Source organism: Candidatus Enterococcus leclercqii (assembly GCF_009933135.1).
Lineage (GTDB): Bacteria > Bacillota > Bacilli > Lactobacillales > Enterococcaceae > Enterococcus_C > Enterococcus_C leclercqii.
In genome coordinates, this window is the sequence record NZ_MAEH01000017.1 from 14,464 (window position 1) to 39,117 (window position 24,654).

General features: G+C 45.2%; 20 protein-coding genes. 6 read left to right on the top strand and 14 right to left on the bottom strand.

The window, feature by feature from the left end:
- Positions 1-221 precede the first annotated feature (221 nt).
- The 6 genes from rpoZ to BAU14_RS11385 form a co-directional block, all read right to left on the bottom strand.
- The gene (gene rpoZ / locus BAU14_RS11360; RefSeq protein WP_161900235.1) at positions 222-527 is read right to left on the bottom strand and encodes a DNA-directed RNA polymerase subunit omega; all 306 of its coding nucleotides are present in this window, start codon (positions 525-527) and stop codon (positions 222-224) included.
- 6 nt (positions 528-533) lie between these two features.
- Positions 534-1,148, bottom strand: a complete 615-nt coding sequence (gene gmk, locus BAU14_RS11365) for a guanylate kinase (RefSeq protein ID WP_161900236.1) — start codon at positions 1,146-1,148, stop codon at positions 534-536.
- A 329-nt stretch (positions 1,149-1,477) separates the two neighbouring features.
- The gene (locus BAU14_RS11370) at positions 1,478-1,759 is read right to left on the bottom strand and encodes a hypothetical protein (protein ID WP_161900237.1); all 282 of its coding nucleotides are present in this window, start codon (positions 1,757-1,759) and stop codon (positions 1,478-1,480) included.
- 164 nt (positions 1,760-1,923) lie between these two features.
- Positions 1,924-2,808: a YicC/YloC family endoribonuclease gene (locus BAU14_RS11375; protein WP_161900422.1), complete on the bottom strand. Its 885-nt coding sequence runs from the start codon at positions 2,806-2,808 to the stop codon at positions 1,924-1,926.
- Positions 2,809-2,877: 69 nt separating this feature from the next.
- Entirely contained in the window at positions 2,878-3,096 is a 219-nt protein-coding gene (locus BAU14_RS11380; RefSeq protein ID WP_161900238.1) for a YdbC family protein, read from the bottom strand.
- Positions 3,097-3,147: 51 nt separating this feature from the next.
- Complete coding sequence (locus tag BAU14_RS11385) at positions 3,148-4,881, bottom strand: patatin-like phospholipase family protein (protein WP_161900239.1); 1,734 nt, start codon at positions 4,879-4,881, stop codon at positions 3,148-3,150.
- A gap of 556 nt (positions 4,882-5,437) precedes the next feature.
- Here BAU14_RS11385 and xdhA point away from each other — a divergent pair.
- From xdhA to BAU14_RS11405, 4 genes are all read left to right on the top strand, one after another.
- Positions 5,438-7,732 (top strand): xanthine dehydrogenase subunit XdhA, encoded by a 2,295-nt coding sequence (gene xdhA / locus BAU14_RS11390; protein ID WP_161900240.1) that lies wholly within the window; start codon positions 5,438-5,440, stop codon positions 7,730-7,732.
- 96 nt (positions 7,733-7,828) lie between these two features.
- Positions 7,829-8,722: a xanthine dehydrogenase subunit XdhB gene (gene xdhB, locus BAU14_RS11395; RefSeq protein ID WP_161900241.1), complete on the top strand. Its 894-nt coding sequence runs from the start codon at positions 7,829-7,831 to the stop codon at positions 8,720-8,722.
- Positions 8,719-9,246 (top strand): xanthine dehydrogenase subunit XdhC, encoded by a 528-nt coding sequence (gene xdhC / locus BAU14_RS11400; RefSeq protein ID WP_161900242.1) that lies wholly within the window; start codon positions 8,719-8,721, stop codon positions 9,244-9,246. Before xdhB ends, xdhC begins: the two co-directional genes overlap by 4 nt.
- A 144-nt stretch (positions 9,247-9,390) precedes the next feature.
- Positions 9,391-10,848: a uracil-xanthine permease family protein gene (locus BAU14_RS11405; protein ID WP_161900243.1), complete on the top strand. Its 1,458-nt coding sequence runs from the start codon at positions 9,391-9,393 to the stop codon at positions 10,846-10,848.
- A gap of 122 nt (positions 10,849-10,970) precedes the next feature.
- Here the strand turns inward: BAU14_RS11405 and BAU14_RS11410 are convergent, their stop codons facing one another.
- The gene (locus BAU14_RS11410) at positions 10,971-11,957 is read right to left on the bottom strand and encodes an alpha/beta hydrolase fold domain-containing protein (protein WP_161900244.1); all 987 of its coding nucleotides are present in this window, start codon (positions 11,955-11,957) and stop codon (positions 10,971-10,973) included.
- Positions 11,958-12,268: 311 nt separating this feature from the next.
- Here BAU14_RS11410 and BAU14_RS11415 point away from each other — a divergent pair, with 311 nt between their 5' ends.
- Positions 12,269-13,927, top strand: a complete 1,659-nt coding sequence (locus BAU14_RS11415) for an acyltransferase family protein (protein ID WP_161900245.1) — start codon at positions 12,269-12,271, stop codon at positions 13,925-13,927.
- Between the two features lie 104 nt (positions 13,928-14,031).
- On the opposite strand, the gene BAU14_RS11420 is transcribed toward BAU14_RS11415, so the two are convergent.
- From BAU14_RS11420 to BAU14_RS11450, 7 genes are all read right to left on the bottom strand, one after another.
- Entirely contained in the window at positions 14,032-15,615 is a 1,584-nt protein-coding gene (locus tag BAU14_RS11420) for a family 43 glycosylhydrolase (RefSeq protein WP_161900246.1), read from the bottom strand.
- Between the two features lie 82 nt (positions 15,616-15,697).
- Positions 15,698-17,467, bottom strand: coding sequence for a glycoside hydrolase family 2 protein (locus BAU14_RS11425; protein ID WP_161900247.1), 1,770 nt, complete (start codon positions 17,465-17,467; stop codon positions 15,698-15,700).
- A 72-nt stretch (positions 17,468-17,539) separates the two neighbouring features.
- The gene (locus tag BAU14_RS11430; protein WP_161900248.1) at positions 17,540-19,348 is read right to left on the bottom strand and encodes a glycoside hydrolase family 2 protein; all 1,809 of its coding nucleotides are present in this window, start codon (positions 19,346-19,348) and stop codon (positions 17,540-17,542) included.
- Positions 19,349-19,623: 275 nt separating this feature from the next.
- A complete protein-coding gene (locus tag BAU14_RS11435) occupies positions 19,624-20,049 on the bottom strand; it encodes a hypothetical protein (RefSeq protein ID WP_161900249.1) in 426 nt (141 codons plus the stop codon).
- A gap of 5 nt (positions 20,050-20,054) precedes the next feature.
- Positions 20,055-20,900, bottom strand: a complete 846-nt coding sequence (locus BAU14_RS11440) for a carbohydrate ABC transporter permease (protein ID WP_161900250.1) — start codon at positions 20,898-20,900, stop codon at positions 20,055-20,057.
- A 12-nt stretch (positions 20,901-20,912) separates the two neighbouring features.
- The gene (locus BAU14_RS11445; RefSeq protein WP_202622228.1) at positions 20,913-21,827 is read right to left on the bottom strand and encodes a carbohydrate ABC transporter permease; all 915 of its coding nucleotides are present in this window, start codon (positions 21,825-21,827) and stop codon (positions 20,913-20,915) included.
- 254 nt (positions 21,828-22,081) lie between these two features.
- Positions 22,082-23,362 (bottom strand): extracellular solute-binding protein, encoded by a 1,281-nt coding sequence (locus BAU14_RS11450; RefSeq protein ID WP_161900252.1) that lies wholly within the window; start codon positions 23,360-23,362, stop codon positions 22,082-22,084.
- A 248-nt stretch (positions 23,363-23,610) separates the two neighbouring features.
- On the opposite strand from BAU14_RS11450, the gene BAU14_RS11455 reads away from it, so the two are divergent.
- Positions 23,611-24,525 carry an ArsR/SmtB family transcription factor gene (locus tag BAU14_RS11455; RefSeq protein ID WP_161900253.1) on the top strand — a complete coding sequence of 305 codons (915 nt, stop codon included), beginning with the start codon at positions 23,611-23,613 and terminating at the stop codon, positions 24,523-24,525.
- The last annotated feature ends 129 nt before the right edge of the window (positions 24,526-24,654 follow it).

A 24,654-nucleotide genomic window follows, 5' to 3' on the forward strand; every position in this document is an offset into this window, starting at 1 on the left:
TAAAAAGAAAGCAGCTTATAATCTTGTTTAATAATGATTATTACTTTCAAACAGTACTTTTTGCTTGATACTTTTATAAGATGACGATCAATCTGATAAAATTAACTAACACATCGAACGCTATTTTCTCATCCAAAACAAAAAGCCCTATCCCTCTTGGCAAATTAGCATCGAAGGGATGGGGCTTTTTGATTGTTACAATTAGAAGCTGGTGGTCTGATTTACATTTTTTGTTCGTCCCGGATTTTTTTCTCCAGTTCTTTCTTTTCTTGTTCTTGTTGTGCTTTACGTTCTTGTTCTTCCATTTTGATACGCGCACGTTTGATCTCTGGATGCGGATCATTGATTACTGTTTTAGATTCGATTTCTTCCAAAGCTTGTCCCACAGATTTTACCGATTCAAAAGAATCTACAGTCGGTTTAGCACCGGCATCTAGTTCGTGGGCGCGTTTTGACGCCAGAATCACCAAGGAATATTTAGAATTGACACGGTCTAGCAATTTGTCGATTGAAGGTTTTAACATCATAACGTATTACATCTCCTCTAGCATTTTGATATATTTTCCGATCACACGGTCGACGCGAAAGTGTTCACTGGCGATAATGTCTTTGATACGTTCCACCGCTTTAGGCACTTCATCGTTCACAACAGCATAGTCATACAGGGCCATCATTTCAATTTCTTCCCGGGCAACCCGCATGCGTTCTTCGATAATCTCCATCGCATCGGTTCCTCGGTTGACAATCCGGTTTTTCAATTCATGCAGATCCGGCGGGGTCAAGAAGATAAACACGCCGTCTGGAGCTTTTTCTTTCACTTGACGAGCGCCTTGAACTTCAATCTCCAAGAAAACATCTTTGCCTTCATCCAGTGTTTTTTGTACATAAGACAGTGGCGTACCGTAATAATTGCCTACATACTCAGCATACTCCAACATCTCACCGGCAGCAATCAGCGCCTCGAATTCCTCCCGGGTCCGGAAATAGTAATCCACACCCTCCACTTCGCCTGCCCGCATCGGGCGAGTAGTCATGGAAACGGAATATTGAAAATCATTATCTTCACTTTCGAAAATCGCTCTTCTAACAGTGCCTTTGCCCACTCCGGATGGTCCGGACAATACGATCAACAACCCACGATCTGACATGGTTTCGTCCTTTCTGTTTGACTGGTGCTTTTCAATAAAAAAAAGCCGCTGCTTCCGCGGAAAAAATCGCCACACTGTGCCAGTCTATCTTTTCGTCTATTTTGCACTTTTTTCGCAAAAGTTTCAAGAGGGACTTGCATAGACTGGTGAAAACTTTAGGATTTTGCTTCATCTGAATTGAGCAGGCCTCAAAAGGTACTTTCTTTTTTTATTGATAGCCTACCCAATTTCCTTTTTTAAAACAGCCGGATCCTTCAGTTTATGCAGATGAGCTGCAGTCAAAAAATCACCGGGACAGGTTGCCCTCTCCCGGTAAAATCAATTGCTTTTTACAGCCCCATGTTAGAAAGTGTGTTGATTACATTGCGCAGCTCGTCTTTGCGGGTTTCGGCTTCATCAATCGGATCCGTCACCGCTTCCACATCAATGCGGGAAATCAATTCCCGTCGCATAGTCACATAGGTTTCATTGACCAACAAGCGGATCTCATCGTCTGTTACTAAAGCACAAGCATCCTGCCACGCTTCATAAGGATCCCGCTCGGAAGGAACCGTCCGCTTCACCACAGAACGCCCACTGACACCGTGAAAAGTCACATCATAATACTTCATCTTGTTTCCGCCTTTCTCTTATGCCGGAGTGCTCCCAGAAACTGTCCGGAGTGCAGCCAGCAACAACCTTCTTCTATATTATATCGATAGTCTGCGAATCTGGCGAAGGATATGCGAAGAAGTTGTTTTTAAAAAAATACAGTCCACAGTCTGTTTATCAGCTGCTACTCTACATTTTGCACTTGTTCTCTGATCTTCTCAACGGTGGTTTTCATTTGTACCACCAGTTCTTTGATCTCGATGGCACCGGATTTGGAGCCGATTGTGTTGATTTCTCGGTTCATTTCTTGAATCAAAAAGTCCAATTCTCGACCGACGGGTTCAGTCGCAGCAAGCAAATCATCGAATTTTCGCAGGTGGATTGTCAAACGGTCCAGTTCTTCATGGATGTCTCCACGTTCCAAAAGCAATGCCAATTCAGTAAGGAGGCGGTCTTGATCCACTGTCTCACCCAGATAATCCTGCAGCTTTTTCTCAAACCGTGTCCGGTATTCTTCTTCATAGATAGCCACGAATTCCTGCAGGCGAGAAAGCGCATCGGCAATAGTCTGGCGATTTTCCTGCATGACGGTTGCCAGGCCGGCACCTTCTTGCTCGCGACTGCTGGCATTTTGTGCCGCAGCTTGACTGACGGCAGCTACTAAAAGCTCCTCCAGACCAGTATCATCAGACTTGTCTTCTTTGATTTCTACAAAATCCGGCAAGGTCACCAACTGCTGCAAAATAGCGGCCACTTCCAGATCTGTTTCACCATAGCGAGCGGCAGCTTCTGCTTTCAGCTCTTTCACCAGTTGATCCACTAAGCCCCAGTGAACTGTTACGGCTTTGGTATCATCGCCGGTTTCTTTAACTGTAACGAAGACTTCTACCCGCCCTCGAGGAAGCCGCTCTTTGATAAGTTGGCGGATGGTTCCTTCGTATGGATTTACCTGTTTGGGACTGCGAATTTGAACATCCAAAAAACGATGGTTGACGCTTTTGACTTCGACTTCTACCGTATAGCGGTCATTTTCCTCTCGACTTTTGCCAAATCCGGTCATGCTTTTGATCATCGATTTTCCCTCACTTTGTTTTTCTATAACCATCATGCTCAATCCAAAAAATAGTCAGCCAGGTTGCTACATCTTTTGGATGGCCTCTTTCAAGGCAGCAAATTCCTCGTTACTCAAGGTCACACCTTTGCCCATTTTCTCATGCTCTGGTGCCCAATCACGAATATCGAACTTCGGTGGTCGTCCGTTCCAGCTTACCAAATTAAACTCTTTGCGCCAGCCCTTCGGATTTTCCGAAAGAACAGCAATCTCTTCTACAATCTCAAATGAAAATTCCTGTGCCATCTGTCTTCCTCCGTTTCTGTTTCAAAAGCAGGTGAACCTGCTCTGTCTTAATTAACTATGCGTTACCTCATCGCTTTTTGTGGATGTGGCAAGCAATTCTGCCAAAAATGCACCGGCCACTGCCGTAACAGGCGTCAACTCAAGCAGTTGCCTCAATGCTGCCGTGATAGGGGTTTTGGCTGTAAAACTTCGCTGCCAATACAGCAGTTGACGAGTGTCAGAAATTGCCAGCAGTCGTTCCCGATATTGACGCAGCCATTCTGCTACTGACAAAACGCCTTCAATCGGCTCTGCCTGCGCATTGCAGGCCTTTTTTAGAACCGGCAGAAATTCAGCCGCTTCATAGCATTTTTCTGGTGGGACATTCAATAGCCCACCACACAACTCCGCTAAAGCAGAACCCGCTGTTTCGAACACAACCTTGCTTTGGTAGGCTTTATTCAAACGACTCCAAAATGGTCGCCCTTTGATGAGTTGCCAGAGGGGATCATCGGTTTGCTGCAATCGGCGGCAGAACCGGCGCCAAACTTTGTTCAACGCAGCTTCTTCTTCCTCACTAAAGGTGTACCAGTAGCCCTTGCCGCGTCCAAAATGCTTCATGGTTTCCAGATAGCCCAGCTGGTAATTGATTCGAGAACGCTCCCGATCGAAGACTAGAAAACTTCCTAAGGTCCAAGGAGAATCAAAGGGCACCGTCGCCACGGTTTCAGGGATTGGGGTTCGTTTAATAAATCCGGGACCATTAACGTCCACTACAATCAACTCACTGACTTCTTGTGCCAAGGCCACGTCCACCGGTAAATTGTTGCGATAGCCGCCGTCAATGTAATAATTGCCAGAGATTTCTTTGGCTTTCATCGCGGGATAAAAAGAAGCAGAAGCAATTAACCACTGCAGATTGCCGGCACAGTCGTTTTTATCAAAGTGAACCACTTTCTCCGTAAAATCCGGTAGATGGGTGGTGCAGACATAGAGTTCTGCTGGACTGGCCTGCATTTTCTTCTCATCTAAAGCGTCATAAATCAGCTGTTCCAAAGGTTCTGTACTGGCACCATTTTCTCTAAGCGCGGTAATTGTCAGCGATTGGACCTGCTGTAAAAGCCGCGTTAGACTGTGATTGTCAGAGGCGGCGCGGGGAAACTGCAAAACCTGATCTGTACTGATAGCTAGCCACAGTTCTTTGGCAGCCGCCACATCCCCCACCAAGATTAAACCACCATTCAGCGCCCCAACAGAAGCACCAGTCACTACTTGCAGCGGAATCTGCAATTCCTGTAATGCCTCCCAAACACCGATTTGATAGGCGCCTCGAGCACCACCGCCCCCTAAGACTAGACCAGTGCGATACGTCAGGGACTTTTCAAAGCCCTCCGCAGCTGCTTGATAGCCTTGTGCGGTCAACCACTCCTGATTGCTGGCGGTCGTGGTAAAAGCCAAGACCAACTTTGCCACAAAGCGACTGCGGGCCGTCGTTTCCAACACTTCAAGTAATCGCCGCCAAGTCAGCTCCCACTGTCCATTAGTTCCCAGTCGCAAAAGAGCGTCATCAATGGGAGCCACCAACAGATTCGTGACTGTCAGACAGTGGCGCACCTCTTCATTTACTGTTAGATAAAAACGATAGCCGTATGCTTCTGTCTGATAAGCGGTTCCGGCTTTTACTGCGGCTAAGAACTGCTCTTTGCCACGGGAATGACTGCCATAAAACGGCAGGATCAAACGGCCGCTCTCAAATATCGGATCCAGCTGCAAAAAATCACCGGGGTAAAGTTTTTCTAGTTGCATACTGCCTCCTTTCGCAGCGGATAAACAGCGCACCACTAAGGGCCTGTTATCTGCTAAAAAGCTTTTTTCAAGTATACCACGACCCTAAGCAGGAATTGCCGGGAGAACTTTATTAGTTGCCATAAGCCTGCTTCGACTTACTCCACCATATTTTTTAAACCGTTATATTTTCAAAAAAATAGCGGATGCTAAACAAATTCTAATTACTAATACAAAAGCATTCGCAAAATACAAAAAAGAAAAACACGAACATTGAGAACTCTTCTCATCGTTATTTTAAATGTTTAATTCGGTCTAGATCAGTTTTCTATTATTGTAAGCACAAGGTCCAGGCATTGCCAAAACATTGTGCATTCTCGAAATTAATATTCTCTCGTTATTAAATTTTAAAGCAGATTGTATTCTATTTTTGACAATGCTAGAATCTCTATGTAAATAAAACGTTTGCAAAATCGCGTGAGGTTGCGCGCGTGTTTTTTTAAGCTATCAACTAAATAATTTTCATTTTTATTTTAAAATTTTATTCAATGTTTCGTGATTAGAAAGGAGAACTACCATGAAAAACGCTACTGTCGGGGAAAAAGAACGCCGCTGGGATGCCGCGGCCAAGGTCAAAGGCAAGGCCAACTTCACCGATGACTTCCCAATCCTGAACTGTCTTCACGCCAAGATTTTGCGCTCCACCATTGCTCACGGGCGAGTGGTGACTTATGACATAACAGAAGCTGCGCAAATGCCTGATGTCATCAAGATTGTCTTGCCAGAAGACCTCCCCCAAAATCAATATGCGACAGCTGGTCATCCTTATGCCATGTTAGAAGCCAAGCGGGATATCGAGGACCGCTTGATGCTTAATCGCAATGTACGAGTCTACGGGGAAGAGATTGCTGCCGTGGTGGCTAAAACCGAGTTGGCAGCAGAAAAAGCGCTGGCTAAAATCAAAGTAACCTACGAAGAATATCCTGTCTACTTAACACCGCAAGAAGCAATGGCGCCAGATGCCCGCCGGATCCACGAAGAGCGAGACAACGTCATTGCCAATACCAATGTCGGTTTCGGCGATGTAGAAGCGGGGTTAGCGGCAGCTGATTTCGTAGTGAAAGAGCAATTTTCCACTGGAATCCAGCAGCATGCCCATATGGAAAAACAAGTTGCGGTAGCCTTCCGCAATGACGATCAGCGCTGGGTCTGTATCAGTTCAACGCAGATTCCCCATATCTGTCGGCGGATTATCGGGCAAGCTTTAGGGATTCCCTGGTCTCAAATCCGCGTAAAAAAACCATTTATCGGCGGCGGCTTTGGTAACAAGCAAGACGTAACGATCGAGCCTCTGACAGTTGCTCTCAGTATGCTCTGTGGCGGCCGGCCAGTGAAAATCAACTTGACTCGGGAAGAATCTTTGGCCAATACCCGTACACGCCACGCCATTGACTACGATATCGCTATCGGCTTAAAAAGTGACGGAACCATCACTGCCATCGATTTCGGTGTGTTGAGTAACCAAGGAGGCTATGCTTCCCACGGCCATGCGATTGGCGGTAAGGGGGGCACTTTTATCAATTCCCTGTATACTACCGAAAACCTCCGTTACGCGGCGAAAACAATTTACACCAACATCGCCGCAGCTGGTGCCATGCGAGGTTATGGTATCCCGCAAGTCATGTATGCCTTAGAATCAGTAATCGACGATTGTGCAGAAAAAATCGGGATGGACCCCATCGAATTTCGTATCAAAAACGGTCGTCCGGAGGGTTATTTAAATCCTTTAAGCAAAATCCAGCAGTTTAATTTCAAGGTCAACGACTGTTTACAGAAAGGCCGTGTTGCCTTTGACTATGACCGTAAGCTTCAAGAAAGCCTACAGTACAAAAACGGCGCTAAACGTCGTGGTGTCGGTGTTGCCAGCTTTTCTTACGGTTCTGGAACCTATCCTTTTGGTCTGGAGGTCTCCGGTGCCCGCTTGATTTTGATTCAAGACGGTTCCTTTAAACTCATGCTGGGAGCCACTGAAATTGGGCAAGGCTCAGACACTACCTTTAGTCAGATGGCTGCTGAAACATTGGGAGTCAGCTATGACAAAATTATCCGAGATGCTATGACCGACACCGATATCGATCCTTTTGACACTGGTGCTTACGCCTCTCGTCAAAGCTATATCACTGGTTTTGCGGTCCGAGAATGCGCCGAAAAGATGAAAAATCAGATCTTGACCCGCGCTTCAGAAATGTATGACATCCGCCCCGAGTACATGGATATCGAAAACAATCAGATTGTTTATGCCCACAATAGCCAAGTAATCGTGTCTTTAGCAGACTTTGCCCTAGCTTCATTTTATGATATGCAACACGGTCGTGCCATCGTGGCAGAATCTTCCGTGAACATTCACCACAACTCCTACGCTACCGGCTGTACCTTCGCTGAAGTAGAAGTCGATGTCCAAACTGGCCGAGTAACTTTACTGAGCTGTATGAATGTCCATGACTCCGGTAAGATTATCAATCCTCTTTTAGCAGGTGGTCAAGTGGAAGGTGGCATGGCGATGGGAGTGGCTTTCGGTTTAAGCGAAGGCTTGCGTTACAGCGCTGCCGGCAAGCCATTGAACAATAACCTATTGGATTACAAAATCCCAACCATGATGGATTTGCCGGACTTTGACCATGAATTTGTGGAATCTGTGGATCCATTAGGGCCGTACGGAAATAAATCCCTCGGTGAAAATCCGCTGTGTTCACCTGCTCCGGCTATCCGCAATGCGGTAAAAAATGCGACAGGGGTAGCCATTAATCAAATTCCGTTAGCTACACAGGCAGTTTTTGAGGCAATGAAAAAAGCCGGCGTTATTGAAGATTAGTTCTAGAAAAATTTCAGGTAGAAGGGTTTTAGGTGAGGACGATTTGAAGCCTTGCCTTTCTACCCCACTTTCATATATAGAAAGGAAGAAAAGAGTATGTATGATATCACCGGCTATCACGAAGCCGCAACCTTAGCTGATGTTTTTACCATTACTGGTGAAAAACCCACGGCCCGCTTAGTTGCTGGCGGAACGGATGTCATGGTAAAAGCGCGTGAAATGAAGTCCGGCTATGTTGGCTGCGATTTGATTGGCATCACCCGTATCCCGGAGCTTCACGACATTTATTTGGAAGACGACGGGACTTTGGTGATTGGTGCCATGAACACCTTTAGCGAAATTGAGCACCATCCGTTGATTAAAGCACACCTTCATTTGTTAGGAGAAGCTGTCGCATTAGTAGGAGGTCCACAAACTCGTAATGTCGGAACGATTGGCGGCAATGTCTGTAATGGTGCCACCTCTGCTGACAGCGCCCCCACGCTCTTTGCCTACAATGCCGTCTTAGAAGTCCATTCCAGTGCCGGCATCAAGAATGTACCTATTGCTGATTTTTATAAAGGTGCCGGTTGGGTGGACCTGTCCCCAGGAGAAATCCTAGTGAAGATCAAAATCTCCCGCCAGGACTATGAAGGCTATACCGGCCATTACACCAAATTTGCCCAACGACAAGCGCTGGATATTGCCAATCTCAGCTGTTCCACCTTGGTAAAACAAACAGACGGGATTATTGAAGATCTGCGCATCTGTTTTGGGGTCGCTGCACCCACACCAATCCGCATGTATACAGCCGAGGCCTTTGCCCGTGGCTTAACAATCACCGATGAGAACCTGAAAGCTATCGGTGCCAAATGTCTAGAAGATACCAATACCCGCGATTCCTGGCGAGCTTCCAAAGAATATCGGGACTACCTAGTCTCCATCCTGCCAGGGCGCAATATCGTCGAAGCGCTGAAAGTTTCCGCTACGAAAAAGGAGGAACAAGGATGAGTCAATTGAAGCAAAACGGGATTGTTACCGAAATCCCGACTCAAACTATTCGCTTTACCTTAAATGACGAAGCGGTTTTTTGTACCATTGATATTCGCAAAAGTCTGTTGGAAGTCTTGCGAGAAGTATTCGGCTTGATGGGAACCAAAGAAGGTTGTGGTGTCGGCGAATGTGGTGCCTGCTCCGTGATTATTGATGGACGAACCATCGACAGCTGTCTTTACTTGGCTACTTGGGCAGACGGCAAAACAGTCACTACGATTGAAGGAGTAACCGCTCCTGACGGCACCTTGAGTGATATTCAAGAAGAATACATTGACGCCGGCGCAGTTCAATGTGGCTTTTGCATTCCTGGCATGATTGTTTCCAGCAAGCAATTGCTAGATGATATTCCAAATCCCACTCGTGAAGAAATTCGGCGAGGCCTTTCCGGTAACATGTGCCGCTGCACTGGCTATCAAAAAATTGTTGACGCCGTGGAAAACACTGCCAAACGACGCCAGAACAACACCGACAAAAACTGAAAAACCTGCTATCACTAGTGCTATACATTCAAGCCGTGAAGATGACTACCAACTAGGAAGCTTCACGGCTTTTCAACAATCAAGCGGCTGCTCGCAGATTCCACAAGCCCGGCTGCTTTGAGAAGAAAGGAGACTTTTCCACTTATGGATGAAAGACCTGTTCAAGACCACTCGCTACACTCACCTAACTCGGAGGTATCTACTGAAGGTACCAATCGCAAGTTACCTTTATCCCAACTACTACCACTGGGTTTCCAACATACGGTTATCGCTATTTTGGCAGCTATTCCCGTGCCTTTGATTATTTCTGCCAGTGCCGGCTTGGATCCCAGTCAAACACGTTTTTTTGTAAGCGCTGTTATTTTCTGTTCCGGAGTCAGCTCGCTATTGGCTGCCTTGAATATCATTCCCCGCACCAGTCCGCTGATTCCCATGGCTCTTGGGGCGAACTTCGCTGTAATCCCAGTCGTCACCAGCACCTTATTAGGCGCCGACAATATTCAGGCAGGCTTTGCAGCAGTGGCTGGTTGTACGATGGTAGCCGGACTGTTCTGCTTTTTGCTGTCAGGCTTTTGGGTAAAGCTCCGTCGCTTTTTCCCACCAATTGTAGTTGGAACAAACTTAATGGTATTAGGGGTCGCCCTTTTGCCCAACACCTTTCATTGGATGATGGGGGATCGAGCTTATGACTTAACTCAGTCAATCGAACTAAAGCCCTTCTTTCTAGCTTTAGGAATCTTTTTATTCCACATTTTTTTAAGCAAGTACTTAAAAGGCTTTCTCGGAAACTTATCCATCTTAATTGCACTGCTGGTGGGAACTGTCGTCGCCGCTTTGATGGGAATGGTGGATATGACACCTGTCGCTGCGGCTCCTTGGTTTGATTTAAACCTGCCGGGACACTACGGCTTGCCCCGATTAGATCTCAATATGCTACCGAGTTACTTAATCGTGATGATTTTAGGAATGGTTGAAGTCTCGGGAACTTCGATGGGTATCCACAATATCGTCGAAAAAGAGCTGGATGAAAAACAGTTTGGCCGTACCCTGAAAACGCTGGGGATTGCTACGTTCTTTTCCGGAGGCTTTAATGCTGTTCAACCCACGGCCTTTGTGCAAAATTTGGGCATACTAGACCTCTCTAAAGAAAAAAGCCGCTACGCTACCGCTTGTGCTGGCGCAATGTTATTAATTGCCGGTTTTATCCCAAAATTTTCTGCCTTAATCTCTGTGATCCCCCAACCTGTATTGGGAGGCCTGGGCTTTGCGATTTTTGGCGTCATCATCGGCAGTGCTGTCAATATGCTCAAAGGTGTCGAATTCAGCGGCAATCAAAATATGCTGATTATCGGACTGAGCCTCGGCGTTGCAATGTTGCCTTCTGTGTATCCGAACTTTTATGCCAACTTTCCAGAACTCGTGCAAAACATCTTCGGCTCCGGCATTCTAGCTGGGGCATTGACCTCCATCACATTGAATTTCTTCTTTAATTTTAAAGAACTGATGGGAAAGCTGCCAACCAACTCTGAATCTCCTGAATCACTTTCAGAAACCCTCGGAGAAGCCACTAGTGACAGCTGTGAAATCAAAGCTGCGGAATAACTGGTTTAAAAAAAAAACAAAAAACGGCTCTCTCAGCCGGCAAGCTCTTTGTTGGCTATCCAGCCACACTCAAGCGCTGCTTCGGTGAGAGTCGTTTTTTATTGATCATTATTTATTGGTTGCTATTCACCCGCTGCCAGCTCATCTACATAAAATCGTCCGATCAGTGCCAAATACGGCGTTGCTTCCTTCAAAGGATAAACTACAAAATCGTGCATCATGTCCGGTGCAATCTCTAAATGCAGACAAGTACCTGAACTTTCTTGTGATCCCAAAGCGTTGATTCGTTCTTGCAGTCGCAAAACATCGGGATTCAAAATATCGTCAGTGCCACTAATTACTAAGAGCTGTCCCAGATTTTCCAATGGTCCTTTTAGCGGTGAAACTCGTGGATCCTCCAGCGGCAGCCCGCCGGCATAATTACGAGCCGCTTCAGCCAACAAATCTCGTTGTAACAAGACATCTTTGTCCTCGATAGCAGAAATTCGCGGATCACTCAGGGTCAGATCCAGCCAAGGAGAAATCAACGCCAGTTTTTCCGGCACTGACACTGGCAACTGCTCGTAGCGTTGGTCAGTTGATTGTGTTGCTTTTTGCCCAGCAGTAGCCGCTGTTTCAGAGTTGGCCGCAGCTCTTTTCTCCTGCAAATGTTGGGCTAAACTCAATGCCAGCCCTCCCCCCGCTGAATCGCCAAATAAATAAAAGTGATCATCAGGATACAAAAATGCCAATCGTAAATAAGCCGCCAGCGTGCGTTCCAACGTTACCTGGGCGGTATGCTCCGGAGCCAGCGGATAGTCAAAGGCACTCACCTTCAAGCCGTATGTCTTCACAAAATACTCCTGAATCTCCTTGTGAAATGGCGAAGCTTCCAACGCATAGCCACCCCCATGCAGATAAAAAACATGGCGATTGGTAGGGTGATCTGGAAACAGCGTAATCAATTCAGACCCGGCAATATCTTCAGAACGCTGCGCCAGTTCTGTGCGCTTCAGCTGTTGGGCATTCCATTCCAAGCGGCGCGGCGGAGTGACCATATTTTTGCCTACCAATTTTTTCATATTGATGACTTTAAATACTTGTTTGACGAATTTCGCTGAGAATCTCATGGGCTCCTCCAAATCTCTGCCGGAACAGTTTCTTCGATAACAAGCGATGATCGCGGCCTTTTTCACGAATGGCTTAATAGCCGTGTATCTCACCTGCAAAAAACATGCTATCATAGAGACAAAACTTGTCATTTTTTGCCAAAATAGGCAGGCACGCTTCCCTACTGCCTTGTTGTATTTGACAGAACCGTTCGACTGACAGATGACACAGTTTTTTTAAGCATACCTTATTCTTACAGGAGGTGTCTATTATTTCAGAACCTACCGCTCCCTATAAAAAAACAACTTCCCCCGCAGAGGATGCACAATCAATGCCATCTGTTACCGATGAGGCTCCACAGAGGGCTATCCCTGCTGCGGACAAAAAAGCAGCAGCCATCACCGAAAAAAGTGAAACTGCCGCTGCAACCCAAACCGCCAGACTTACTGAAAAAGTAACAGCGGCTGAAACGACGGCTTCCAGTAATCCGCTTATTGCCACCACCGAGGATTCCTCAGCGAAAGCTAGTGAGCCTAATACGACACCTGAAAGCAAAGAAGCAACAGCACCACTTGCAACCCCAGAGACCGCTGATTCTCCGACAACTACGACAGATTCTATACCTCATAGCGCTCCTTTCATCAATGAATTCGATGACCCGGCGATTCCATTAGACGTCTTGGAACCCCCGGTGCGAGAACACCAAAATCTGCGGGAATGGATCCAACAACGAGAAGAAGAACGCCGACTTCGACGACAACAAGAGACCTCTGAAGCCAGACGGGGACAGGTCGTCGACAACTCACAAGAAACTGCCAGAAGACTGTCACCGTTGCAGCCATCGTCGACAGTTGTCCCGAGTGTCACTGCAGAGACTGAGCCTTCCACACCTCAGTCCTCGCCGCAAGCTATCCCAAAGGCTGCTACAAGTAAGTCTTCCACAGCAGAGTCACTCGCAATAAATCCAACGACGCAAACCAATCCCCGGGACCATTCCTTCGATAATATCCGCGCCGTCTTGATCTTTCTGGTGATTTTCGGTCATGCGTTGGAATATTTTCGTCTGACGGATCATGTAGCAGAATTTATTTATGTCTTTATCTATTTCTTCCATATGCCGGTCTTTATCTTTATTTCCGGCTATTTTTCCAAGAACCTGCAGCGCGGTCGTGAGACAGCTGTTCGTAATTTTTTGCTGCCATATCTGCTGTTGAACCTGTTATTGAGTTTGATTATGTTGGCGCTAGGAAAAATCGACGAAATCCTGATTCTAAATCCCGGGTGGACGCTTTGGTATCTCTATTGCATGTTTATCTGGCGCCTTTTACTACCAGATTTAGTCAAAGTACGCCACATCTTGATTGCTAGTTTTGTCGTTGCCATCTTCTCTGGTTTTTTGACCGAATTCGGTACCTACATGGCAATGGCGCGCACGTTGGGCTTTTTACCTTTCTTTTTGGCTGGGTACTTCTGTCGACCAGAACATATCGCTCGCATCCGCCGCTTCCCTTATCGTCGCCTGCTGAGTCTGTTAATTGCCGCAGTGGGTCTGTTAACAGCCAGCTTGTGGTTAGCTGCTGATCTGCCACCGGAAATTTTGTGGGGGGATCGCGCTTATGATCTGATCGGTATTCCCCTGTGGCAAAACCTATTGGCAGACATTTACCTGTATGCGCTGAGCTTTGCCTTTATCTTCGTCTTCATCACGCTGGCAAAAAACCGCCACCGTTTTTACACTATTTGGGGCCAAAACACCTTAGCCATTTATTTACTTCACGTCTATTTGGTGGCACCACTGGTGGATATCGGCGATCGAATTGGCGCAATGAATCCACCCGGGGGCAGCTGGTGGGGCCTACCAGCACTACAATTCTTCTGGTTATTGGCCGGTTCAGTGACCATCCTCTGGCTTTTGAGCCGACCGATTGTCAGCCGCGGAGTCGCCATCGCATTAGACCGAGTCACCGGCTGGATTATACCGAAATATTGAGTTGCTATGCAGCAATAAAAAAATCGCTGGTACACACTCATCTCCAAAAGCTGGCTTTCTCAGCTTGCGTTTAAGATGGTGTATGCTCAGCGGTTTTTTTACTGTTATTGTACGCCTGATGGATAAGGCTGGGGTGTCACAGTTGGGCCATAGACTTCTAATACTGTCTCCCCCTGATCGTTCTTGGTGAAGCGCATCCGATCAATAGCAAATTCTCGAGGATCTGTGTTGTACAAAGTTTGGTGGCGATGATAGATCATAAACAGCTCTTTGCCGTCCGGAGATTCTGCGACGGCGTGATGACCGGTGCCGTGAGCCAAAGAATTAGACTGCATGATAGGATTTTCCTCATACTTTTCAAAAGGTCCCAGAGGCGAGTCAGCTACAGCATAGCCAGCACCATACAATGGGCTTTCAAAATGGGAGCCGGAATACGTTAGATAATACTTTCCTTCGTGCTTCAACATATACGGCCCTTCGTTGATGTTACCCATGTCCATCTCCCACGGCTGAGAGGGTGACAAGACTTTCACTACTGAGCTTTCATCAATAGTCTCCATATCTTCATTTAACTTTGCGCCCCAAATATGGTTGCCGTTGTCAAATCTGACAAAATAAAGGTAATACTGTCCATCGTCATCTTTGAAGGCATGGGCATCGATTTCTTGGGTATCCTCATGCATCGGGCCGAATTTTTCTTGTTTGAATGGCCCTAACGGATTTTCCGCTACACTGACACATAGATGCTCATTTGCCGTGTAATACATATAAAAACGTCCGTCTTTTTCGATGAGATCCGGTGCCCAGAAACCATTGTCGCCCCAGTTGTCAGGACCAGCTGTCATCGCCATACCAGCATCTTCCCAGTTGACTAAATCCTTTGAAGTATAGACTTTAATACCCCCGATGTTACGACCAGGAGTTGTAGGGTACAGATAATAAGTCCCTTCCCAATAGAGAATATCTGGATCAGCAGCCTCTTCCAAAACAGCATTGAGATAAGTCTTCCCTTCAATCGTTGGGGCCTGGTAATCAGCTACGGAAAAATTAGAAAAGCTCGTCGTCAATCCTTGATTCTGAACGCCGACTTTACCACTCATAAAATCTTCATCTACAATGTCAATCACCGGCCAGCTGTCAGCAGTTTCATTTACATAGCCCAAAATATGATTGCCACTTGCTTTGACTGTCAGGCGGTAATCAGTATCTGGCTCGATTTTCAGACGTTTTGTAGCAATTTCAACCCATTCACCATTGGTAGTGTCTCCTCGCTTCAAAAAGACTTGTTGTTTGAAAGGATCGATACCAAAATAATAGCCGGACACGACATCGTCACTTTCTTTTAATTCAGCTTCAGCTACTCGAAAAAGCAATCCAGCATCTGGCGATTTTTCTTCTCTGCCCGTTGACCAATCCTCAAAGGTCACCGTCACCGACCCTTCAAAATCGGTTGTTTCTTGTTTGTCATTGATCCACTTATTTCCCATACCTGATGCCATTTTCAGTCCTCCTTCTACTGTGTTCATCTTGGCAGCTTGACTGCCGGAATACGCCGTCCAATTTTTTTCATCTTGAAAATTACTGTGGTATTTTTGAGGCAAAAATTGGATGCCAATCAGAACAGCTAATGCGCTGACTCCCACCACGCAAATTGCCCATACCCACCATTTTTTGTGAAACTGCTTCATCCACTCTCTCCTTTTCAAAGAGAACCAGCGGCACAGGCCACTGGTTCTCTTGATATATCAGTCTCCCTGCTGAACTGTCGGATTATTTTAGGCGACGTTCATTGACAGCAGCAATAGGAGGGACTGCTAATTTAGGTTGGCGGTCCACATCTAACAAACCATTGACCTCTTGTTCTACATCAGTCAATTGAGTGTAGCAATAGCCAACAACATACGGCAAATCTTGAATTGCTTGATGGATTTTATCGAAGCGATCCATGAATTCCTCATCTGTGCGCACTTGGTGACCGTAGCCCCATTCGTCTTTCTTTGAAGTAGAAAAGGCGATTCCGCCAAATTCGGAAATAATCACTGGTTGACCACGATAGCCGTAGCCATCAGCAAAAGCATAAAAGTCTTTATTGAACTGGATACCATTATTAACGATTGCCTCTTTATCAGCATAACGGGCTGCAAAGGCTTCTCCGTATTCTTCATAATCATGTAAGGTCAAAATATCGGAAATCGTGTGAACCCAGCCATCATTTGTGATTACTGGCCGATTTGAATCGTAGGCTTTCGTCAAATAGTAGACAGTCTCAGTGAAAGCCTGTTGTTCTTTGTCGTGAGCAATATCCTTAATCCCCCAAGACTCGTTGAATGGCACCCAAGTGATGATGCTCGGGTGGTTGTAATACTGTTTGACGATTGCTTGCCACTCAGGGATAAAGTTTGCCACGGCAATATCATTGAAAGCATACGTGGAGGGCATTTCGCTCCATACCAACATCCCCATTGCATCACACAAATACAAAAAGCGTTCATCTTCTAATTTTTGATGTTTCCGCAGCCCGTTGTAGCCCAGCTCTTTGATTCTCTGGATATCCAATTCCAGCGCAGCTACTGATGGCGGCGTGATAGAAGACTCTGGCCAGTACCCTTGATCCAAAATTAATCGCTGGTACAACGTCGTGTTGTTCAACAAAATCTGCCCATCTTGAATGTGAATCTTCCGCATACCGAAATAGCTGTTCACTTCATCCAGCAAATCACCAGCCCCGTTATACAGCCGGAAAACGACATCATACAAATTAGGTTCTTGGGGATTCCAGACCTTGGTTCCCCAACATGGGTCTTCTTGCAGGCGAGTTTCCAACACAAATTTTTGCATTTTTTGGCGCAATCCACTACGTACTTCGCTGACAGCTTCACCTGCAAATGTCACTACCGCTTCAAATACCAAATCCTCAGAAAACCCTGCTGGCGCATTGATTTCAGGTTGAAAAACAACTTGATCGGCATCCAAATCCGGCGTAATTTTCACCAGTTCCAAAGCTACCGCCGTTTTTCGCTCCTCGAGCCAAACCGTTTTCCAGATACCGGTATTCTGCACATACCAGCAGCCGAAATTATCCTGCTTCCATCGCTGTTTACCCCGAGGCTGTTCACAGTCCATAGAATCTTCTGCTCGTAGTACAATCTGATTTGCTCCAGCTTTGACTAGCGAAGAAATATCAAAGGAGAAACGTTCGGAAGCGCCACGGTGGGTCCCGGCTACGCTGCCATTCACCCAAACGGTCGTTTCATAATCCACTCCTTCAAAATACAAGGTCAGCATCTGACCGTCATGAGCAGCTTCAAACCCCCGTTGGTACCACACTACTGGATGATGTTCTTCTTGATGGATACCACTCATTTTTGTTTCATAAGTGAAGGGAACGGTGATGTCATAGTCTTTTTCAAACCCTTGGCACCACTGCTTAGCCACTCCCTCATTTTCATCATCAAATTTAAAATCCCACTGTCCTTCCAAAGAATGCCAATTTTCCCGGATAAACTGTGGTCGGGGATGAAGTTTTCTTTCAGTTGTCATGCGTTTTCTCCTTCTTCTGGGAGCAACTATAAATCAAGTGCTCATTGCCAGCTGCATCTGTTTACTCTTTTATTACCATTGTCCCCGCAGATTGATCCGCTCTGGGAAATAGCTGTCATTGATTTCTTTAATTTTTGCCAGGTCTACTTTTGGCTGACGATCATACGTCAAAATACCGTTGATTTCTTGTTCTACATCCGTCAGCTGCGTATAGCAATATCCCCATAAAGCTTTTGAATCAAAGATTGCCGTCATGATCCGAGCATAATCTTCCAAATATTGCTCATCATTTTCAGCTGTGGTATAGCCCCAGCCCGCTTGACCGCCAACTTTATAACCAATGCCACCAAATTCTGTTAACAAAAGCGGTTGCCCTTTATACTCATATCCCTCGGCAAAAGTCGCCCACTTACCTGGTGGCATATGCACTAGCCCTTCCACGTCGGCCAAGCTGTCTTTGAAGTGCTGATACTTTCTGACTTCATTCTTTTGCCCATGAGAATAATTGTGGATAGCACAGATATCTGTCTCAGTCATTTCCCAGCCATCATTTGAAATCACGAGTCGAGTACGATCCAGTGCGTGAAGTATATGATAGATACCTTGCGAAAAGCTTTGTTGTTGTCTGTCATGATGCACTTCCGGGATTCCCCAGCTTTCATTTAGCGGCACCCAAGTCACGATACAAGGATGGTTGTAATCTCGTTCCAAAATTTCAAACCACTCTTTAGTCAGATTAGTCACCGCTTCGTTAGTATAAGAAATGGCAGAAGCACATTCTCCCCATACGATGAAGCCCATCTGATCCGCCCAATACAAAAAGCGTGGATCTTCTACTTTTTGATGCTTACGGCAACCATTGAAACCCATGTCTTTGGCTAGTTGGATGTCTTTCTTGAAGTCTTCATCCGTCGGCGCCGTCAACAATCCTTCTGGCCAATACCCTTGATCCAGCACCAATTTTTGATAAAACGGATGGTTGTTCAAAAAGACCATGCCTTTTTCAGTGTGAATCTTGCGCATCCCAAAGTAGCTAGATACTTCATCTAATACAACATCTTCGTCTTCTAACAAGGTCAATTCCACATCGAATAAGTTAGGATTTTGCGGCGACCACGTCCAACCATCATCATGAAAATTACTGCGGAAGATCGTATTATTGTACAAATCGATTTTTCGTAACAAATCTCGTGAAGTCACCTTCAAAATATCCTCAGCCAACTGTTGGCCTTTGAAGGAAATTGTATATTTTAGCCGTTGTCCTAGGGTAAATCGATTCAATTTCACAGCTGCTTCTACTAATCCATGATCTACATCCGGCGTGAACTTCACCGAATCAATATAGGTCTCAGCCACAGCTTCCAACCAAACAGTCTGCCAAATCCCCGTTGTATTGGTGTACCAAATCCCCGCAGATTCCGGTCGCCAAAATTGTTTGCCTCGAGGAATCTCTTCACTATCGTGGAAATCTTCTACTCGAACTGTCAATCGGTTGCCAGCAGGCTGGACTAATTCAGTGATATCCAATGTGAATGACGTATGTCCTCCCACATGATTACCCGCCAAGCTGCCGTTTACATAGATTTCCGCCTGATAATCGACAGCGCCGAAATGCAGCAAACAGCGCTGTTCACTTTTTGCCGACCAGTCAAAATTCTTTTCATACCAGACAATGTCGTGAACCTCTTGCTTATCGATTCCACTCAATTTTGTCTGGTAAACAAACGGCACCTGGATTTTTTGATCCAAACTTGCCGAACCGTTAAACCAGCCTGCTGTTCTCCCAACATTTTCATCATCAAAGGCAAATGCCCATTCACCGTTTAAGTTCTGCCATTCTTTTCTGACAAACTGCGGGCGGGGATATTCATTTCTCATCACAACTTACGCTTCCTTCCTATTGACCGACAAACAAACTCTATTTGAAGACCTAAACCTTCAGTAACCCAATCACCCGCAATCCTTCGTTTCAATGCCGGTGTCGTCTTGGTCTTATAGCTGTTTGTAGTCGAACGTCATCACTATTCGGTACAGCGAGATACTTTGCAATTTTGAATGCATTTCATAACTCACGATGTACCGCTGATTCTCCCATTTTGCTCGCAACCTTCTCCCATGACGGCTACGAACGCTTTAATTATTTGTAACTGACACACTTAAGAACGACTGATTTTAACTGGTGCCAAGCCCGCTTTTCGTGAAGCTTTGCTTTTAGCAAAGTAAACTACTCCGCAAGCGATGCCTAAAACCATGGATGGAATATCCAGAATAAAGTAAGAAAACAGACCCTGCCCTAAGAAAAATAAACCAAATTTTTTGTCTCTTTGACTGTCTTTCATGTATCGCTTAGCTGTCACCAAATTCAAAATCCCCAGGCCAATTAACAACGAGCCAAAGGTACAAGTCAGCGTGAACATGCTGCTGTTGACTGTCTGGTTGGCCTGATCAATTGCTTGTGCGCCCATCTTTCCACTCAAAGGGGCAAGCTTGTATAATCCGAAATACAAGATAGTAATCAGACCGTCAATAACCTGCCAAATTCCCATCAAAGTCGCCATCCGCCGTTCTGCTTTTCGATTCATTTCTCTCACCCTTTCACGCCAGCTGACAGTGACATGGATTCCAAAAAGTATTTTTGTGCAAACAAGTACAAGATAAAGGTTGGTACGATAGCAATCAGAGCACCCGCCATCAACAATGTCGGTTTAGCTGCATACATCCCCTGTAAAAGCTGCAATCCAGATGTGATCGGCATTTTTTCGATATCGTTGAAGACAATAGACGGCCACAAAAAGTCATTCCAAGAACCGGTGAATGCAAACAACGCTACTACCAGCAAAACCGGCTTAATCAATGGCAGAATAATCTTGAAGAAAATTGTGCCTTCGTTCGCGCCGTCAATCTGAGCCGCTTCATCGAAGTCTTTTGGAATATTGTCCATGAACTGTTTAACTAGAAAAATATTGAATACTCCGGCAGCTCCAGGTACGATCATAGCCAACGGGGTATTTACCCAACCAAGAATGTCCACAATCTTATATAGCGGAATCAAGTTCACAACACTTGGGAACATCATCGTCGCTAACAAGAAAGAAAATAGAAAGTTCTTGCCTTTAAACTGCAATCGGCTATAAGCAAAGGCAGATAAAGAAACCACTACCAGCACCAGTAATGTATGCGAAACGGAAATCAACAATGAGTTCAAAAACCAGCGAACCAATGGCGTTGAAGTATTATTTACCAACAGCTCTTGATAGTTGGTCAAGACCCATTCGATAGGCATAATCTTAAATCCTGAAGTCATCAGCTCCATCTCGGATTTAAATGACGTCAAGACGCCGTATGCCAACGGTACAATCCAGACACAAGCCATCGCCAATAAAAACAAGAAGGCGACGATTCGTGAAACAGAGAATTTTTTATGTTTATTCATCACAATTTCCTCCTAGTCTTCTTTACGCAGCAACTTGAATTGAATTGCCGATACGATCATGATACAAACCCCTAAAATCACAGCCATAGCCGAAGCAATACCGGCAATAGACTGCCCAGAGCCAAACGCATTTTGTTGGATATACATCAAAAGCACCCGTGTTGAATTGTTGGGGCCACCACCAGTTAGCATCAAAGGTTGCCCGTAAATATTGAACTGTGCAATGGTGGTCATTACCAAGGTGTACAAGATTTGCCCTTTAATCGCCGGCAATGTAATTTTCGTGAATTTTTGAAAAGCGCTGGCACCATCGATATCCGCAGCTTCATAGAAATCCTTCGAAATTCCGTTTAGTGCGGCTTGATAAATGACCATATTCCCACCGATTGTCCACCAGACAGTCACCACGACTAAAGTCACCCATGCATAAGGCTGTGTCCCTGTCCAAGGAATGTCTGAATTCAGCATTGTATTTACCGGTCCATAGTTCACGTTAAAAATCAGCGTCCAGATGATTACAACTGCCGAAATAGCGAACAAAGACGGCATGTAGAAAATCGATTGGAAAAGCTTACCCAATTTCGGTTTGGTATTCAGAGCCGCAGCTAACAACAACGGCACCGCGATACAAAAAGGAACGGAGAAAATCACGAATTTGAAAGTATTGGCTAAACCAATTCGCAACTGTTCATAGAATGTTGAATCTTTTTGGAAAAAGAGTTCTTTATAGTTGTCCAAGCCGATAAAAGTCGGCGAGCCGAACAGGTCCCAGTCAGTAAATGAGATATAAATCCCAAAGATTACTGGAATTAAAAAGAAGATTGTAAAAATGACTAAATGCGGAGCTACAAACAACCAAGGTACCAGCTTTTTATGTCCCTGCTTTCCTGTGCTTGAAGCAGCAGACAGTTTACTATTCGTCGCCATCATAGTCTGTTTCCTTTCTTGATCGAAATGCTGTAGAAGTAATTACTGCAGCGTGACACACCCTCGCAGGAGTATGTAAAGAGGGGTACCCGTTTACTTTGACCCCGAAAGACAGAAAACTTTCGAACCATATAAATATTGCGCCTGTTTCCGCCGGTGACTCATCAGCCGTGAAGATGACCAGATTCACTATTTCAATATGGTTCGAAAGTTATTCAGCCTAGTCTTGCCTTATGTCATACTCCTAAGATTGCTTACTTATTGGAACTATCTTTTGCAACTTTGTCAGCTACTTCTTTTTGCATACCTGTCGCAAAATCATCAACAGTCATTTTACCGAAGACAACATCCAAAGCATGAGCATCAAGATATTCTGCTACATAACCATTGTATTTGTAATCGAAAATTTTCAATGTTGCTTGTTCTTCTGGCGTGCTGGTGAACAAAGATTGTTCCATATCGGTGTATTCTTTGTTGTTCAATAGATCCAGCGTTGCCGGGTTTTGTCCTGCTTTAGCCCATTCCAAGGAATTGGTTCGTACCCAGTTCAAAAATTCCATGATTCCTTTGGTTTTTTCTTCCGAGCGATCTTTGTTTTTGAACATTACGAATTGGTGAGACGATGCCCAGTTAACAGCTTGAGATAAGTCATTCGACAATTGTGGTGAATTCGTCAGCCCCCAGTCAAATTTTGCTTCTTTGACTTGATTGCGCATCCAAATTCCTTCTGGATAAAGCACCATCTTACCTGACAAGAACAATTGCGCCGGATCTTCACCGTCACGAGTAGTAATTTTTTCCTTGTACATGTCTGCATAGCGTTGAATTGCTTTTCTGGTAGCTTCTGTATCCAATGTCGGAGCTGTGCCATCTTCAGTTAACTGACCACCTTCTTGAGCGAACAGTGACAAGAAGTTCGGTTTAGCCCAGGTGATTCCCAAACCACGAATGCCATCAGCTTCTGCTTTTTTACCAATTTCTTCCACTTCATCAAAGGTAATGATATTGTCATCTAATGCAGTCGGCAGATATTTGTCTAGCAACTCTTTATTGTAATAAACACCCCAACTGTGGATATCTAACGGCACACTGTAACGAGCACCATCAATCTCACCAAGATTCCAAGCTTCTGCTACATAGTTTTCGCCTTTGATATCAGGATAGTCCTTCAGCGCGTCATCATAAGTCACCAACATGTCGTTGTCTTTGTATTGCTTGATTCGTTCAGCATGGACAATATTCAAGTCAGGGATATTTTTGCCCGAATTGACAACAGTAGGAATTTTGGTATACATATCGCTTTCTTTCAAAGAGACGTTTTTTACTTTGTACTCGGGATTGGTTTTGTTGTAGTCATCGATCAACTTCTTCATGTTGTCCCCATCAGCACCTACAAATGGATTCCAGAAAGTAATCTCATTTTTGCTTGCGGATGACGAACCGCCGGATGAAGAATCTCCACCGCCACAACCTGCCAACATCATCAAACTTGCACCGGCCAACAACACAACTCCTGCTAATTTCTTGGTGTTCATTCCGTTCCCTCCATATTTTACTTTTAAGTTATTTATACTTTAAAATTCTCTGCTATAAAATTAACTTAAAAGTATTTTTTGTTTTGTTCCTGCTTGCTACACGTATAAATTAACAGCCCTTGTAATCGCTGTCAACGCTTTTAAAACAATATATATCAAAAACAACTTTACAGTTAAATCGATTACATAGTATACTGGGTCCAGCGAATATCAAATTAACCTTTCAGTTAAAACGGAGATGATTTTTTATGGAAATCGACTTAGATCTGCACTCGTTGCCTATTTACGAATGCCTGGCCAGTGAGACGCGGCTGAAGATGCTCAAGTTTATCGGCAATCAAAAAAAATCCATTGGCGAGATCGCTGAGTACCTGCAGATGAGCAATGCAATGGTCACTCGTCACGTCCAACAGATGGAGGATGCCGGCTTATTGAATTCTGAACGAGGTGTAGGAATCAATCGCAACAAGAAGATGGTCTTTTTGAAAATCGATGATATCCACATCAATTTCCCAGAAAAGGTCTATCAAGGATACAAAGTTCATCATGACGAGATCCATATCGGTCACTTTACTGATTTTAAAGCGGCACCTACCTGTGGACTGGCTACAACCAAAGCACTAGTAGGTAAGCCGGACGAACCCAAATACTTCATGGCTGCTGATCGTGTCAACGCTTCGCTGCTATGGTTCAGCGAAGGTTTTGTGGAATATAAGATTCCCAATATGATTACAGAAGATGAAGAGCCTAATATGCTGGAAATCAGCTTTGAGATTGCTTCAGAGTTCCCTCTGTCAAATAATGTCTGGCCTAGTGATATCTCCATCTATGTCAATGACGTCCTGGTGGCAGTTTATACCGTTCCCGGCAATTTTTCCGACACCCGCGGTCGCTACACACCGAAATGGTGGAATGAAAATTTCAGCCAATACGGTCTGCTCAAGCATCTGCGGGTCAACAAACTGGATACCGGCATTGACGGCGAAGCCTATTCGCCAGTCACTATCGACGACCTGGACCTGAAGAACAACCCTTTCATCACCTTGCGCTTGGCCGTTGAACCCGACGCAGTCAATAAAGGCGGCCTGACCCTGTTCGGTCAAGGCTTCGGTAACCATAATCAGGGTATTTTGGTAAACACCTACTACTTGGAGCGGGAATGAATCCGAATCTTATAGCCCTCTGGCCCCCGCCTTCAAGCAGCAAATCTGAATCTGATGGTATGAAAAATCCCCGCAGGAAAGCAATCCTGCGGGGATTTCAGTTTGGCTTGAACCGGTATTTGGTTTACA